The organism is Bacillus sp. FSL P4-0334 (assembly GCF_038004825.1).
Lineage (GTDB): Bacteria > Bacillota > Bacilli > Bacillales > Bacillaceae > Bacillus > Bacillus velezensis.
The window spans coordinates 576,950-590,709 of the sequence record NZ_JBBORX010000001.1 but is presented as its reverse complement, the minus strand read 5'-3'; the positions used below and the strand labels follow the sequence as shown (position 1 = coordinate 590,709).

Below are 13,760 nucleotides of genomic sequence, written 5' to 3'. Positions count from 1 at the left end.
GTCTTGGGCTTATGAATACAGAAACGCGCCGGGTGACAGACAAAAGGGAAAGGCCGCTCAGGGATCTTCGTATCTCTGTAACCGACCGCTGCAACTTCAGATGCACGTACTGTATGCCAGCCGAATTATTCGGACCGGATTATCCATTTTTACAAAAGACGGAATTGCTCTCCTTCGAGGAGCTTGAGCGGCTTGCGAAGCTGTTTGTCGGCCGCTTCGGCGTTGAAAAAATCAGGCTGACGGGCGGAGAGCCGCTCATGAGAAAAGATATGCCTGAATTGATCAAAAAACTTGCGCGCATCCCCGGACTTAAAGATATCGCGATGACGACAAACGGCTCTCTGCTTCCCGTGTATGCGGAAAAACTGAAGCAGGCGGGGCTGCATCGCGTGACAGTCAGCCTCGATTCTTTAGAGGATGAGCGGTTTAAGGCCATTAACGGCCGCGGGGTTTCGGTGAACAAGGTGCTTGAGGGCATTGAGGCGGCAAAAGCGGCCGGACTCGGTGTGAAAATCAATATGGTTGTTCAAAAGGGCGTCAATGAAAAAGATATCCTGCCGATGGCCCGCTATTTTAAAGAAAAGGGTCATATTCTCCGGTTTATTGAATTTATGGATGTAGGCAATACGAATCAATGGAATAAAAAAGACGTGATCACGAAGGCAGAGATTATTGATCTGATCAACCAGCACATGCCGACGGAGCCGATAGAAGCGAATTATAAAGGAGAGGTCGCTTCCAGGTTCCGCTATCTTGACGGTTCCGGCGAAATCGGCGTGATTTCCTCCGTCTCGGATGCATTCTGCGCCTCCTGCAACAGAGCGCGCCTGTCGGCGAGAGGCGAGCTGTTTACGTGCCTGTTTGCGTCAAGCGGCTATGATGTTCGGAAACTCGTGCGCGGCGGTCTGACCGATGATGAATTGACGGAATCCATCGCTTCTGTCTGGAGAAATCGCACGGATCAGTATTCAATTGACCGCGCGCTTTCTAAAACGGATGGAAAAAAGAAAGTGGAAATGTCTTATATAGGCGGATGAAGAAAAGCTTGCCCGGACAAGGGCAGGCTTTTTTATTCACAATATGAGAGCGGTCTGTTCAAAAAATACCGATGACAGCCGAAATATATGATAGGAATTTTGATGCAGGACAATCAAGTTATGCAATTCCAAAGCCATACAATATGTTAAAATATAACCAATAGAAATTAGAAAAGGTTGTGAAAGGGGCATGACCGCATACGAGATTCCGTCATCTCAAGTTGGAGTCAAGATCAACAAATGGTACAAGCACATTTTAGCGTTTCAAGCGGCTGATGCCATAAAGCTGAAAGAGGAAATTGATGAGGATATACAACGTATGGAGGAAGACCAGCTGCTGCTGTTATATTATCAGCTGATCAGCTACCGCCATCATATTATGCTTGATTACGTCAAGCCGGAATGCACCGAACAATCACAGATTCAGTACAGCGAGCTGCAAAAGACGATCGAAAGCACGGACAGCATATCGGGACTGTCTGAGTATTATTTCCATTTGTTCAGAGGGATGTATGAATTCGATCACAATAACTATGTTGCGGCTATTTCTTTTTACCGGAAAGCGGAAAAACTCCTTTCATTTGTCGAGGATGATATAGAGAGGGCGGAATTCCATTTCAAGATGTCTGAAGTGTTTTATGTCATGAAGCAGACTCATTTTTCCATGAATCACGGGATTCAGGCGCTGGATACGTATATGAAACACGATTTCTACAGAGTGCGGAGAATTCAATGCCATTTCGTCATCTCAGGAAACTACATCGACTGCAAAAACTACGACAAAGCGCTTGAGCATTTAGACGAAGCCCTCCGCCTTTCTTTGCTTGAAGGACAGCCCCGCCTGATCGGGTCTTCGCTTTACAATCTGGGGAATTGTTATTCTGAAAAGCGAGATCTGGATGAAGCGGCCCGGTACTTTAGAAAAGCGGTTCCCGTTTTTGAAGAGCATCAGCTTGAACAGCTTCCGAAGGCGCTGTTCAGCTTAACGCACACCCTTTTCAGGCTGCATGATGACCAAGCGGCCCTTACCTATTATGAAAGAGGGGTCATGATCGCGAAAGAACGGGGCGATCGATTCAGTTTAGAGAAGTATAAGTTTTTACAAGCGCTTTATTTGGAGTCACTCAATATGGATTTAATCCATGAAGTGTTTGACTATATGAATGAAAAATCGCTGTATGTGTATATTGAAGATTTCGCCTTGGAGGCCGCCGTTTACACAAGCGCACATGAGCAATATAAAGAAGCGGCGTATTTTTATGAAAAAGCGATTCGCATGAGAGAAAACATTCAAAAAGAACAATGTTTATACGATATATAATTTTCTTAACCATCTGATCAGCAGATGGTTATTTTTTTATGCACATTATAACGTTTGACCATAGAAAAAAACGGAAAAATCGCAAAAGAGAGAAAAAAGTATGATGGGAAGGAGGGATTTGTTGTTCGGATTCAATGATATGATAAAGTTTTTCGTATCATTTCTCATCATTCTGCCGATGGTGTCTGTCATCCATGTGTCGGGACACAGCTTTATGGCCATGCTGTTCGGAGGCAAGGCATCATTGGATATCGGAATGGGGAAACGTCTTTTAAAAGTAGGGCCGATTCAGGTTCGGCGTATCTACTTCATAGATTCTTTCTGCAAGTTCGGCGAATTGCGGATAGATAACCGTCTGACGAGCGCGCTCGTCTATTCCGGAGGCTGTCTGTTTAATCTCGCTTCTATCTTTTTAATAAATCTGCTGATCATAAAAGATGTCCTCGAGCCAAACTTATTTTTTTACCAATTTGTCTATTTTTCAACTTATTATGTTTTCTTTGCGCTTCTGCCGGTGCAATACGGGGATAATAAGCTGTCAGACGGATTGGCTGTTTACAAAGTGCTCCGCTACGGGGAACGCTGTGAAATCAATAATTGAGAGTTTACATGTTTGCTATCAGGCTGAAAGGGAAGAAAACAAGTACACAGAACAAAAAAGGAGCTGAAGAGATCATGAGTCAAGATAACGGTTTAAAAGACAAAGTAAAAGGCGGCATGAACAAAATGAAAGGGGAAGCAAAGGACAAAGCAGGCGACATGGCAAACAAGTCCGACTTAAAAGCGGAAGGTAAAAAAGACAAAGCGAAAGGCAGCCTGCAAAAGGGTGTCGGCAAAACGAAAGATAAACTCAGTGATGATTAATTTGATAGTGAAACACAGCAAAAGCCCAAAATATTTTGGGCTTTTTGTTATGAGAAATGACAAAAATTCCAGTTCATTTGGTTAATATTCACTAAATTTTTAAATATTCTATAAATTCCCCGGCGATTTCTTTATAATATTCACATAGAATGTAACCTTTCTTCACATTTGATTAAACGTTTGTTGAAGAAAAAAATGAGAAATCGGTAATTTCTGCAAAAGGAATCGGGCCGTTCACCGTCGAATAACTTTTATCACTTAACATTTCATGAGGTGAAGGGGGTGACGGCCGCCTGCATCGTTTCGGTATGACCATGCGGATTGTGTTTGACTATCACTAAGGGGGAATACAGATGAAACTGACACCGGTTGAACAAGAAAAATTGCTTATTTTTACGGCGGGAGAGCTCGCTAAGCAGCGGAAGGCGCGCGGCGTTCTGCTGAATTATCCCGAAGCCGCCGCATATTTGACCTGTTATCTGATGGAAGGCGCGAGAGACGGAAAAAGCGTTGCTGAGCTGATGGAATCCGGCCGCAATGTATTGACGGAAAAAGATGTTATGGAAGGCGTTCCGGAAATGCTGGACAGCATTCAGGTGGAAGCGACGTTCCCGGACGGGGTTAAGCTTGTCACCGTTCATCAGCCGATCAAAGCGGAGGTGAAGTCATGAAGCCGGGAGCGATTCAAGTCGCAAGGGGGATCATCACCATTAACGAAGGCCGGAAGACGCTGGAGGTGTCAGTCACCAATAACGGAACACGGTCAGTGCAGGTAGGATCGCATTTTCATTTTGCCGAAGCCAACGGCGCCCTTTCCTTCAATCGGGACAAAGCAATCGGCATGCGCCTTGATATCCCGTCAGGCACATCTGTCCGTTTTGAACCGGGAGAAGAGAAAACCGTTACGCTCGTGGAAATCGGAGGGCGAAAAACGGTCAGAGGTCTGAACGGCATGGCCGATACGTATATGGATGAGCGGGGAAAAGAGAAGACTCTGTCAAATCTTAAAAAAGCCGGATGGATGGAGGAGGCGATCCGATGAAAATGTCACGTGAGCAATACGCAGAACTGTTCGGACCGACAACGGGAGACAAAGTCAGACTCGGAGATACGGATTTATGGATTGAAGTCGAAAAAGATTTCACGAATTACGGTGAAGAAATGATTTTCGGCGGAGGGAAAACAATCCGGGACGGCATGGGGCAGAACGGGCGTATCACCGGGAAAGACGGAGCGCTTGATCTGGTCATTACAAACGCGGTTATCCTGGATTATACCGGAATCGTCAAGGCGGATATCGGGGTGAAGGACGGCCGGATTGTCGGCGTCGGAAAAAGCGGCAACCCTGATATTATGGATGGGGTGGACCCGCACATGATTATCGGTGCCGGAACAGAAGTTATTTCCGGCGAAGGGAAAATCGTAACGGCCGGCGGGGTGGATACGCATATCCACTTTATCTGCCCGCAGCAGATGGGAGTCGCGCTTTCTTCAGGCGTGACCACGCTTCTCGGCGGCGGAACGGGTCCTGCGACGGGAAGTAAAGCGACGACTTGTACATCCGGTGCATGGTACATGTCGAGAATGCTGGAAGCGGCCGAGGAGTTTCCGATCAACGTCGGTTTCTTAGGAAAAGGGAATGCATCCGATAAAGCGCCGCTGATCGAGCAGGTGGAAGCAGGCGCGATCGGCCTGAAGCTGCATGAAGATTGGGGATCAACGCCAAGCGCCATTAAAGCTTGCATGGAAGCGGCGGATGAGGCGGACATTCAGGTGGCAATCCATACAGACACGATAAATGAAGCGGGCTTTTTAGAAAATACGCTTGATGCGATCGGCGACCGGGTTATCCATACATATCACATAGAGGGAGCCGGCGGAGGCCACGCACCGGATATTATGAAACTCGCATCTTACGCCAATATCCTGCCGTCCTCTACGACGCCGACGATCCCGTATACCGTCAACACGATGGACGAGCATCTTGATATGATGATGGTCTGCCATCATTTAGATTCAAAAGTGCCTGAAGACGTGGCGTTCAGTCATTCACGCATCAGAGCGGCCACCATTGCGGCGGAGGATATTCTGCACGATATCGGCGCGATCAGCATGACGTCATCTGACTCGCAGGCGATGGGCAGGGTGGGAGAAGTGATTATCCGGACATGGCAGGTGGCCGATAAAATGAAAAAACAGCGCGGCGCTCTATCAGGAGAAAACGGCAATGACAATGTGCGCGCCAAACGCTATATCGCCAAATACACGATCAACCCGGCCGTCACTCACGGCCTGAGCCATGAAGTCGGTTCCGTTGAAAAAGGAAAGCTCGCCGACCTTGTACTATGGGACCCGGTTTTCTTCGGCGTCAAACCTGAACTTGTGCTCAAAGGCGGCATGATCGCCCGCGCCCAGATGGGAGATCCGAATGCTTCCATTCCGACGCCTGAGCCCGTGTTTATGCGGCAGATGTACGCATCATACGGTAAAGCAAACCGAAATACCTCTATTACATTTATGTCCCAGGCCGGTATCGCAAACGGTGTGCCGGAAAAGCTCGGCCTTGAAAAAATGATTTCTCCCGTACGGAATATCCGTAAGCTGAGTAAGCTCGACATGAAGCTGAATGACGCGATGCCGAATATACAAGTCGATCCGAAAACCTATCAGGTGTTCGCCGACGGAGAAGAGCTGGCATGCCAGCCCGTCAGCTATGTTCCGCTCGGACAGCGTTATTTCTTATTTTAATCCCTCTTCGGCCGGTTTCCCGCCGGCCTGTTTACACCTCTATTGTCAACTTGATTTCATCCTGCCGCCCGTTTTAGTGTATATTAGTAGTTGACAAACAAATGAAATGTAACTATTGCGGTTACAACGGTGGTGAAAAACATGATTAACAGCCGTCTTGCTGTGGCCATTCACATTCTATCGCTGATCTCAACGGATGAACGGGCGTCATCGGATATGATTGCGGGCAGCGTAAACACTAATCCCGTCGTCGTGCGGAGAACGATCAGCCAGCTGAAAAAAGCGGGTATTCTGACATCCCGAGCGGGTGTTCCGGGAGCCAGCCTGAAAAAAGATCCGTCGGAGATCACCCTCTTAGAGGTTTACAGGGCGGTGCAGAATAAGGAAGAGCTTTTTGCGGTTCACGACAATCCGAACCCCGACTGTCCGGTCGGCAAAAATATTCAGCGCGCGCTCGATGAGACGTTCGGAAGCGTACAGCGGGCAATGGAGAATGAACTTGCGAGCAAGTCCCTTTATGATGTAATGAATCATCTCTTTTGTTAAAAAGAGATGGGTTCATGCCGCTATAGGTGTAACAAAAATGGTTACAAGTTATAATGAGGAAATCACGGTTTTGGCTCCATATTCAGACAAGCCTGGATGCGGGATTGCGATCTGTTTAATGAAGAATCCTCCGAAACTAAAGGAGGTGGTTACCGGGATATTTTTATTTTGCTTAAGACTTATGTGAAGGTGTCAGCTGTGAGCAAGTTAAACAAAAAATGATATCCTGCCTCCAGCAATGCCAAAACCGTTCGCCTCTTAACAATCATTATAAAATTTCTCTAGGAACGATCAGCAGCCCGTTAGCTGCCCCTAATTAAAGATGAGCTGTTACCACACTGTTACATTAGAACTTCCGCTGCTTTTATATCCTTCTGTCGCTAAGACTTGATAAGCCCAATTACTGCCCAGATTCATTCCATGGCTCTTCCATGCGTTAACATGATTGCTGAAAGTGATTGCAGCGTTGCTTCCGGTCGGTCTCTTCGACTGGCGAACACTCCAGTACTGCGTAAAAGTAGTGTTATCGCCATCAATGGAAGGTGCATTATAACGTGTCGTTGTATATATGTCATATGTACCTCCATCACTGTTTACAGTCCCTTTATACGTTCCGGTAGGTCTGTAAGTACCCCATGAATCCACTACATAATATTCGATGAGAGGTGCTCTCGTCCAGCCATATAAAGTCAAATATCCATTGCCATTCGGCGCCCAGACTCCGGCATTATAGTTTATTGTTCTAAATGGCGAGCCTGTAGTCCAGCCTTTACCAACAACGAAATTTCCGGTATTAGACCAATTAACACTGTAATTCCCGCCAGATCCATTGACTGCGTTTACTGTTCCGCCCCCATCAGTCCAATTTTGCCAGTAATCTGTACCAGCTGCAGAGGCGGTTGCCGAAAACATGCTGATACTCATGAAAGCTGCCGTTAATCCAACTAAGAATTTCTTTTTAAACTTAAACATATGTTACCTCCTATACTATTTTTTCTGACTTTGACATGAGGCAGCACTCGTAAATATTTAACGAACGCCAACGCTTTTGATCGTTCCTTTCAATATAATAGCATGAATACATGAGTGAATATTAAGAACAATTGTAATTTAATTACAAAGACCCAAAAAACTGTATGATAAGTGGTCTTGTTCCATCAGGGCCTTTATCCTTATTTTGCAGAATCACAATTCTTGCTTCTAAACCTGATCAGGAACAGTCGAACAATTGAGTGATTTCAGTTGAAACTCTGAGGAAAAGCTTTATTTGAATAAACTTTTTTGAGCTGAAGCCGGAATGTCTGAAAGAATATTTGCAGACAGCTGCATCAGCTGCGCCATTATGCCATCGCCGTATTGGCAAATCCGAAGCACAAAAACGAACGCTTTACCGTTATTGAAGAAGCGGAATAAGAAAAAATCCCGGGCGGATGCGCCGGGATTTTCCTTTTTAATATGTATTGGCATCAATATTATTAAACACGCCGTCCACGATGCCGAGCGTCATGAGGACAATGAAGAGAACGATACCGAGAACGGACAAGCCGACCGTCACAATCAGGTAGATCCCCTGCATTTTCACGAACTTTGCATAATTCTCCAGCATATGTTCCTCTGTCAGTTCATTGAACTGCTCCGCCATCTGTCCCGCTTCATTTGCCGAGCGCATCAGAAAAATGCCGGCAATGATCTGCAGAACGCCGGGAATGGCTCCGATTAAAAAGAAAAACGCGCCCGACAGCGCCGCAAACGCACCCACGATAATAAATAAAATACCTGTCGCTTTTCCCCATTTCGAAATAGAAATAAGCGAACGATTCACTGATTCAGGTTTCAAACTATGGCACTCCTTTACAAAAAAATACTCACTTTTCATTTATACACTATTCGGTCATTCTTTTGAATATAAAATGTGTTTTTTCATGCCGTGTCCGTTTTTATATCAGAAAATTCCCGAGAAAACACCCCGGGAATTACAAAATCGGCGAAAGAAGTCTTGAAATCGATTCTTTAATGCGGATCCACAGCGAACGCTCCTGATATTCTTCATACGTATATTTTCTGGAGACGAGCAGATCTTCTTTAAATGAGGAAATGAGTTTTTTCGCAATGGTGACGTCATAAATAAAGGCGTTGACTTCAAAATTAAGTCTGAAGCTTCTGACGTCGATATTCGCCGTACCGACTGAAGCCGTCTCATCATCGACGACAATCGTTTTTGCATGAATAAAGCCGTTATCGTAAATGTAGACTGAGGCTCCGGCTTTCAAAAGATCGCCGATGTAAGATAAAGTCGCCCAGTAAACGAAAGCGTGATCCGGCTTGTTCGGAATCATGATTTTGACGTCGATGCCTGACAGACAGGCGATCCTGAGGGCATCTAAAAGACTTGAGTCAGGAATAAAGTAAGGCGTCTGAATCAGGATCGACCGTTTGGCCGTTGAGATCATCTTGATATAGCCGTTTTTAATTTGTTCCCATTCTGAGTCCGGTCCGCTCGTGACAATCTGCATCCCGACGTTGCCCTTCGGCTCGCATTCCGGAAAATGATTCGGAACGTATGTGAGCGTATGATGATGGGAGGCTTGGTTCCAATCGAGGATAAACCGTGTCTGAATGGCGTGTACCGCCGTGCCTTGAAGCCTGAGGTGCGTATCGCGCCAGTAGCCGAATTTCGGATTCAGGCCGAGATATTCATCTCCGACGTTAAAGCCGCCGACATAGCCGGTTTCGCCGTCAATGATGACGAGCTTGCGGTGATTCCGGTAATTGAGCCGCAAATTAATCGGACGAAGCCTGGAAGGAAAAAAGACTTCCACATGGCCGCCGGCGTCCCGCAGCGGTTTGAAGAATTTTTTTCTGAGTGATCTTGAACCGAGTTCATCATATAACACTCTGACTTTTACGCCTTCCCGTGCTTTTTTCACTAAAGCATCGCGCAATTTTTTTCCCAGTTCATCACCTTTATAAATATAGTATTGAAGGTGAATATGATCTTTTGCGTTGGAAATGTCCTTCATTAAGCGTTTGAACTTATCGCGCCCGTCCGTCAAAATCTCCACCGAATTATCCTCTGTAAAGACTGCGTGGTTGTTCATGACAAGCATATAGATGAGGTCTTTATTATCCACAGTCGCCCTGTTGTTAAATTGGAATTGCCTCGACTTCAGATCCTTCAGCTGAGACTTCAGCAGCTTTTCAATCCCGATTTTTTTACGGTCTTCCCACTGAAACAGATGCTTGCGTCTCAGGTTATGGCCGAATAACAGGTATAAAATAAACCCTAAAATGGGAATAAAAAAAAGAACCAAGAGCCAAGCCCATGAAGCGCTGGCATCGCGTCTTTCTTTGAAAATCATGATGACGGCCAAAAGTATATTTAAAACGAAAAAAAATCCGAATAAAATAAATGAAATGCTCACTTTGCAACCCCGCTATATCATATTTATCAAGACTGTGCCCATTAGTATTCCGACAAGTGCAGCAATCTGATTCCCATTTCAAATTATAACATTGACATTTTGAAAGAATAAAGAGCCGGAATCAAAGATGAATGCAGTTTTCTTTCAAAGAAAGTTCCGGGTGCGGTAAAATATGCATAAATGAAAAAGAAGACAAAAATGACAGCAAAGGGGAGAGGGCATGAAGCTGGAGCATGCGGAACAATTGCCGGGATTCATAAAAAAAGAAATTCAGAAAATACAAATCGCCATCGCGCCGCTGATGAAAAAAAGCATCATTTACCGTTTTCTTGCTTTCCCGCTCGCCGCTTTTAGTCTGTTTCATCTGGCATCGCTTTTGATTCAGGCCCCTTCCGGGAGAGGAGCTCTCGTATCGGCCGGCATTTTTGCCCTCCTTGCGGCTCTGGGTCTTGCGTTTTTTAAGGAAGCCGGCTATCAGCGGAAACAGGTGCAAAAAACGATCCGCCTTTATATGCTGAACAGAATCAGAAAAAGCGACATTCTGTCCGAGGAACGGAAAAGCGCCTATACCCGGCTGATTGCCGAGGAGCCGTCTGCGATGAAGAGCTTTATTGAATTTTTAACGGAAGAAGACCGGAAAAAAGAAATGCTTTATTAAAAAAGAGCTGACGCGCGATCAGCTCTTTTTGTCATTCAAACACCGGGTCGTTCTCATAGTAATATGAATCAGGCGTGTCATACGTATCAGTGCTGTGATAAGCGATAATTCCGATGACAGCGAAGATGACGACTGAAATAAAAGCGAGAATGCCCAATACCACACTGGATGCCGCGTAAAAAAACTGCATTTTGATAAATGACGCGTAATGTGCAAGCATATTTTCTTCCGCGTTTTCTTCTAGTCCTTCCTGAAGGGCGGCAGCCGCTTTTGCCGAGCGCATCAGCATGACGCCGGAAATGATGAGCAGAACCCCCGGAATGGCTCCGAGCAGTGTCACAATGGCTGACAGAGCGGAAAGAGAGCCCGTGATGATCAGAAACACGGCGGTGATCTTTCCCCATTTGGCGATGTCGGCAAGGGAACGGGCTTTTTTATTGAGCGGCTGGTTTTCGTCTTTGTCTTTATCTTTATCGATGGTGATCATGACAGTTCTCTCCCTAAAATGTTCAAGTCATATCGTTTTCCGTCCATTTCGGCGATACCCGGGAATACGCCCCATTCGGTAAAACCGAATTTTTCAAACAGCTTAATGCTCGGCACATTATGTCCGAAGATAAAAGCCATCAGGCTGCGGATGCCGATTGCCGGAGCTAGTGCCAGGGCTTCTTTCAGCAGAAAGCTTCCTGCTCCTTTGCCGCGGCAATCCTGATGCAGATAGATGCTGATCTCCGCCGTTTTGTCATAGGCCGGACGGCCGTAAAACGTTTCAAAGCTGATCCAGGCCGCCACTTTGCCGGTCTCATCTTCCGCGACCATCAGCGGGCGCCGGTCCGTGTGCCGCAAAAACCAATCCATCCGGTCTTCGGGCGTCACTTCTTCCGTATCAGCCGTTACCATTCGTGAGGCAATCGTCGAGTTGTATATGGCCACCACCGCATCTAAATCCTCCAATACGGCTTTGCGCAGGGTCAAATTCATATTCCGGGATCTCCCTTCACATTTTATTACATAATCAAGTGCAATCTGCACATACTATTTCCAAAAAAGTTTTTTATGGATGTGTATATATTTTCAGAAAAGTGTTCAGAATGTTGCTGAGGTGATGAACAAATGAGAGAGGAAGAAAAGAAAACTTCTCAAGTCAAAAAACTTCAGCGGTTTTTTCGCAAACGCTGGATATTCCCTGCAATCTACTTAGTCAGTGCGGCCGTCATTTTAACAGCTGTCCTTTGGTATCAATCCGTTTCGAATGATGTGAAGGACAATCTGACGAACAACGGCGGAAACTCCGCGTATGACAGCGGCAAAGACGATGCCGTCGAAGTAGGCAAGTCAATGGAAAACGTCGCAATGCCGGCTGCTCATTCTGAAAATGTTTCTGTTGTGAAAAAGTTTTATGAAACTGATGCCGCAAAAAAAGAGAAAGAAGCAGCACTTGTTAACTATAATAACACGTACAGCCTCAGTAAAGGAATTGACTTAGCTGAGAAAGACGGAAAATCATTTGATGTTTCTGCTTCTCTGAGCGGTACGGTTGTTAAAGCTGCTAAAGACCCGGTACTGGGATATGTGGTTGAAATTGAACACTCAGACGGCCTGTCTACTGTCTATCAGTCTTTATCTGAAGTCAGCGTCGATCAGGGCGACAAAGTAAAGCAGAACCAGGTCATCGGTAAATCCGGAAAAAACCTTTACAGTGAAGAAAGCGGAAATCACGTGCACTTTGAAATCCGCAAGGACGGCGTAGCGATGAACCCGCTCAATTTTATGGACAAGCCGGTAACATCTATTGAAAAAGCGGCGGCTGAAGAGAAAAACGCTGTGACAGAAGAAACGGAAGGGTCAATTCAGCAGTCTTCCGAGAAAAAAGATGTGACGCCTAAAAAAGAAACCGAAGAAAAACCAGGTGACAAAGAGGACGGCACAAAAGACAAGACAGATGGTAAAGATGACGGCTCAATGAAAGATTCGGGCAAGTAATCTTGATCCCAAAGCGCCTATCAGCTCTGATAGGCGCTTTTCATATTGCCGCATGTGCCTTTATACTAGTAGAAAACGAAGGAGATGCTGAATGAATAAATGTCTGGCGGCCGGGTGGCTCGTCTTTGTTTTCGTTTCGGCTTTGACGGAAAGCTTTCACGATATGATTGTGTCGCAGACGGTGTCCTTCCGTTTCACGCCGCATCCGGATGTGTCCGGTTTCTTTGTGTTCGATATGGCGGAGCTCGCCATACCGGAAGCGGCGATTCAAAAGCTCGGGCACGCGTTTTCATTTTTTGTGCTCGCCTATTTGTTTTTCAGGGAGCGCAGGCGCATGAAGAGGGCGGTGCTGTATGCATTGGCCGCCGCTTTCCTGACAGAAATCGTCCAGCTCTTTTTCGGCAGAAACGGATGCCTCCGCGATGTGCTGATTGACAGTCTCGGCATTGCCGCATTCTGTGCTTTACAAAGGAAAAAGCACACAGCCAAACATACAAAAACCGGCAGTCTGTGACAGACGCCGGCTTTTTTTTTTATATATTATGGTTTGTCGATTTGCTTTTATGAACGATACTTTCATAGATTCGCACGATCAGATCGACAATCGGACGAAGCACATTTGAAAATCTGAACAGCAGGAATCCGACAATGAGGGAAACGATAATGCTTCCGAGCACATCGATCGGATAATGGTGGCCGACCCAAATTCTTGAGAAGCCGGTCAAAAGGCCGAAAATCACAAGCGGCCAGCCGAGTTTTTTGTTGCGGAACAGAATCGCAATTGAAATCGCCAAAGCGCCTGTCGTATGGTCACTCGGAAATGAAGCATCCGCGGCATGGGGGATCAGCGTATGAACCGTATGCTCGACAAAGGGGCGCGGCTCGACATAGACTTTCGTGATGAGGTAGTTGATGATAAGCGCTGCAACACCCGTGAAGCCCGCGTACAGGGCGTTTTGTCTGCCTTTTGTGCTTCCGAACAGCCACATGGCAAGCAGGAAAAGGGCGTAGGCGTAAATGGCGTATTCCGTAATAAATACCATGATAGAGTCGAGAATGGCACTATGGTGCGACAAACCATTGATCGCTTTAAATAGTTCGTAATTCACAAATATCACCTTTTATCTTTATTTTATATGAACAGTGTAATGCTTTTTTCTATGAGACACAATTGGTATTAA

At 46.0% G+C, this 13,760-nt stretch carries 17 protein-coding genes; 11 read left to right on the top strand and 6 right to left on the bottom strand.

Annotated features, from left to right (window positions below):
- The first annotated feature begins 11 nt into the window (after window positions 1–11).
- The 8 genes from moaA to NSQ37_RS02980 all read left to right on the top strand — a co-directional run bounded on the left by moaA (window position 12) and on the right by NSQ37_RS02980 (window position 6,516).
- A complete protein-coding gene (moaA, locus tag NSQ37_RS03015; RefSeq protein WP_012118655.1) occupies window positions 12–1,037 on the top strand; it encodes a GTP 3',8-cyclase MoaA in 1,026 nt (341 codons plus the stop codon).
- A 190-nt stretch (window positions 1,038–1,227) separates the two neighbouring features.
- Window positions 1,228–2,358, top strand: a complete 1,131-nt coding sequence (locus NSQ37_RS03010; RefSeq protein WP_007407584.1) for a response regulator aspartate phosphatase — start codon at window positions 1,228–1,230, stop codon at window positions 2,356–2,358.
- Between the two features lie 121 nt (window positions 2,359–2,479).
- Window positions 2,480–2,959: a hypothetical protein gene (locus NSQ37_RS03005; protein WP_007407583.1), complete on the top strand. Its 480-nt coding sequence runs from the start codon at window positions 2,480–2,482 to the stop codon at window positions 2,957–2,959.
- A 74-nt stretch (window positions 2,960–3,033) separates the two neighbouring features.
- Window positions 3,034–3,222 (top strand): CsbD family protein, encoded by a 189-nt coding sequence (locus NSQ37_RS03000; RefSeq protein ID WP_012118653.1) that lies wholly within the window; start codon window positions 3,034–3,036, stop codon window positions 3,220–3,222.
- A gap of 353 nt (window positions 3,223–3,575) precedes the next feature.
- Window positions 3,576–3,893 carry an urease subunit gamma gene (gene ureA, locus NSQ37_RS02995; RefSeq protein WP_007407581.1) on the top strand — a complete coding sequence of 106 codons (318 nt, stop codon included), beginning with the start codon at window positions 3,576–3,578 and terminating at the stop codon, window positions 3,891–3,893.
- Window positions 3,890–4,264: an urease subunit beta gene (gene ureB, locus NSQ37_RS02990; RefSeq protein ID WP_341123196.1), complete on the top strand. Its 375-nt coding sequence runs from the start codon at window positions 3,890–3,892 to the stop codon at window positions 4,262–4,264. Before ureA ends, ureB begins: the two co-directional genes overlap by 4 nt.
- On the top strand, window positions 4,261–5,970 hold the full coding sequence (ureC, locus tag NSQ37_RS02985) for an urease subunit alpha (protein WP_032869481.1): 1,710 nt from the start codon (window positions 4,261–4,263) through the stop codon (window positions 5,968–5,970). Before ureB ends, ureC begins: the two co-directional genes overlap by 4 nt.
- Window positions 5,971–6,111: 141 nt before the next feature.
- A complete protein-coding gene (locus NSQ37_RS02980; RefSeq protein WP_003151203.1) occupies window positions 6,112–6,516 on the top strand; it encodes an Rrf2 family transcriptional regulator in 405 nt (134 codons plus the stop codon).
- Between the two features lie 330 nt (window positions 6,517–6,846).
- Here the strand turns inward: NSQ37_RS02980 and xynA are convergent, their stop codons facing one another.
- The 3 genes from xynA to cls form a co-directional block, all read right to left on the bottom strand.
- Window positions 6,847–7,488, bottom strand: a complete 642-nt coding sequence (gene xynA / locus NSQ37_RS02975; RefSeq protein WP_020956463.1) for an endo-1,4-beta-xylanase XynA — start codon at window positions 7,486–7,488, stop codon at window positions 6,847–6,849.
- Between the two features lie 478 nt (window positions 7,489–7,966).
- Entirely contained in the window at window positions 7,967–8,353 is a 387-nt protein-coding gene (locus NSQ37_RS02970; RefSeq protein WP_007407576.1) for a DUF5362 family protein, read from the bottom strand.
- A 136-nt stretch (window positions 8,354–8,489) separates the two neighbouring features.
- The gene (gene cls, locus NSQ37_RS02965) at window positions 8,490–9,938 is read right to left on the bottom strand and encodes a cardiolipin synthase (RefSeq protein ID WP_012118648.1); all 1,449 of its coding nucleotides are present in this window, start codon (window positions 9,936–9,938) and stop codon (window positions 8,490–8,492) included.
- Window positions 9,939–10,158: 220 nt separating this feature from the next.
- On the opposite strand from cls, the gene NSQ37_RS02960 reads away from it, so the two are divergent.
- Window positions 10,159–10,596, top strand: a complete 438-nt coding sequence (locus NSQ37_RS02960; RefSeq protein ID WP_007614328.1) for a DUF5392 family protein — start codon at window positions 10,159–10,161, stop codon at window positions 10,594–10,596.
- 31 nt (window positions 10,597–10,627) lie between these two features.
- On the opposite strand, the gene NSQ37_RS02955 is transcribed toward NSQ37_RS02960, so the two are convergent.
- Together NSQ37_RS02955 and NSQ37_RS02950 are read right to left on the bottom strand one after the other, a co-directional pair.
- Window positions 10,628–11,083 (bottom strand): DUF5362 family protein, encoded by a 456-nt coding sequence (locus NSQ37_RS02955; RefSeq protein ID WP_341123195.1) that lies wholly within the window; start codon window positions 11,081–11,083, stop codon window positions 10,628–10,630.
- Window positions 11,080–11,571 carry a GNAT family N-acetyltransferase gene (locus NSQ37_RS02950; RefSeq protein WP_089072492.1) on the bottom strand — a complete coding sequence of 164 codons (492 nt, stop codon included), beginning with the start codon at window positions 11,569–11,571 and terminating at the stop codon, window positions 11,080–11,082. Before NSQ37_RS02950 ends, NSQ37_RS02955 begins: the two co-directional genes overlap by 4 nt.
- 138 nt (window positions 11,572–11,709) lie before the next feature.
- On the opposite strand from NSQ37_RS02950, the gene NSQ37_RS02945 reads away from it, so the two are divergent.
- Together NSQ37_RS02945 and NSQ37_RS02940 are read left to right on the top strand one after the other, a co-directional pair.
- The gene (locus NSQ37_RS02945) at window positions 11,710–12,579 is read left to right on the top strand and encodes a M23 family metallopeptidase (protein ID WP_007407571.1); all 870 of its coding nucleotides are present in this window, start codon (window positions 11,710–11,712) and stop codon (window positions 12,577–12,579) included.
- Between the two features lie 91 nt (window positions 12,580–12,670).
- Entirely contained in the window at window positions 12,671–13,093 is a 423-nt protein-coding gene (locus NSQ37_RS02940; RefSeq protein WP_007407570.1) for a VanZ family protein, read from the top strand.
- Between the two features lie 19 nt (window positions 13,094–13,112).
- Here the strand turns inward: NSQ37_RS02940 and NSQ37_RS02935 are convergent, their stop codons facing one another.
- Window positions 13,113–13,688, bottom strand: coding sequence for an undecaprenyl-diphosphatase (locus tag NSQ37_RS02935; RefSeq protein ID WP_003151220.1), 576 nt, complete (start codon window positions 13,686–13,688; stop codon window positions 13,113–13,115).
- Between the last annotated feature and the right edge of the window lie 72 nt (window positions 13,689–13,760).

What these genes read in the sequence shown, in the direction of transcription:
- moaA (WP_012118655.1), top strand. Translation starts at nt 12, where the DNA reads ATGAATACAGAAACGCGCCGGGTGACAGACAAAAGGGAAAGGCCGCTC.
- NSQ37_RS03010 (WP_007407584.1), top strand. Translation starts at nt 1,228, where the DNA reads ATGACCGCATACGAGATTCCGTCATCTCAAGTTGGAGTCAAGATCAAC.
- NSQ37_RS03000 (WP_012118653.1), top strand. Translation starts at nt 3,034, where the DNA reads ATGAGTCAAGATAACGGTTTAAAAGACAAAGTAAAAGGCGGCATGAAC.
- ureA (WP_007407581.1), top strand. Translation starts at nt 3,576, where the DNA reads ATGAAACTGACACCGGTTGAACAAGAAAAATTGCTTATTTTTACGGCG.
- ureB (WP_341123196.1), top strand. Translation starts at nt 3,890, where the DNA reads ATGAAGCCGGGAGCGATTCAAGTCGCAAGGGGGATCATCACCATTAAC.
- ureC (WP_032869481.1), top strand. Translation starts at nt 4,261, where the DNA reads ATGAAAATGTCACGTGAGCAATACGCAGAACTGTTCGGACCGACAACG.
- NSQ37_RS02980 (WP_003151203.1), top strand. Translation starts at nt 6,112, where the DNA reads ATGATTAACAGCCGTCTTGCTGTGGCCATTCACATTCTATCGCTGATC.
- xynA (WP_020956463.1), bottom strand. Translation starts at nt 7,488, where the DNA reads ATGTTTAAGTTTAAAAAGAAATTCTTAGTTGGATTAACGGCAGCTTTC.
- NSQ37_RS02960 (WP_007614328.1), top strand. Translation starts at nt 10,159, where the DNA reads ATGAAGCTGGAGCATGCGGAACAATTGCCGGGATTCATAAAAAAAGAA.
- NSQ37_RS02955 (WP_341123195.1), bottom strand. Translation starts at nt 11,083, where the DNA reads ATGATCACCATCGATAAAGATAAAGACAAAGACGAAAACCAGCCGCTC.
- NSQ37_RS02945 (WP_007407571.1), top strand. Translation starts at nt 11,710, where the DNA reads ATGAGAGAGGAAGAAAAGAAAACTTCTCAAGTCAAAAAACTTCAGCGG.
- NSQ37_RS02940 (WP_007407570.1), top strand. Translation starts at nt 12,671, where the DNA reads ATGAATAAATGTCTGGCGGCCGGGTGGCTCGTCTTTGTTTTCGTTTCG.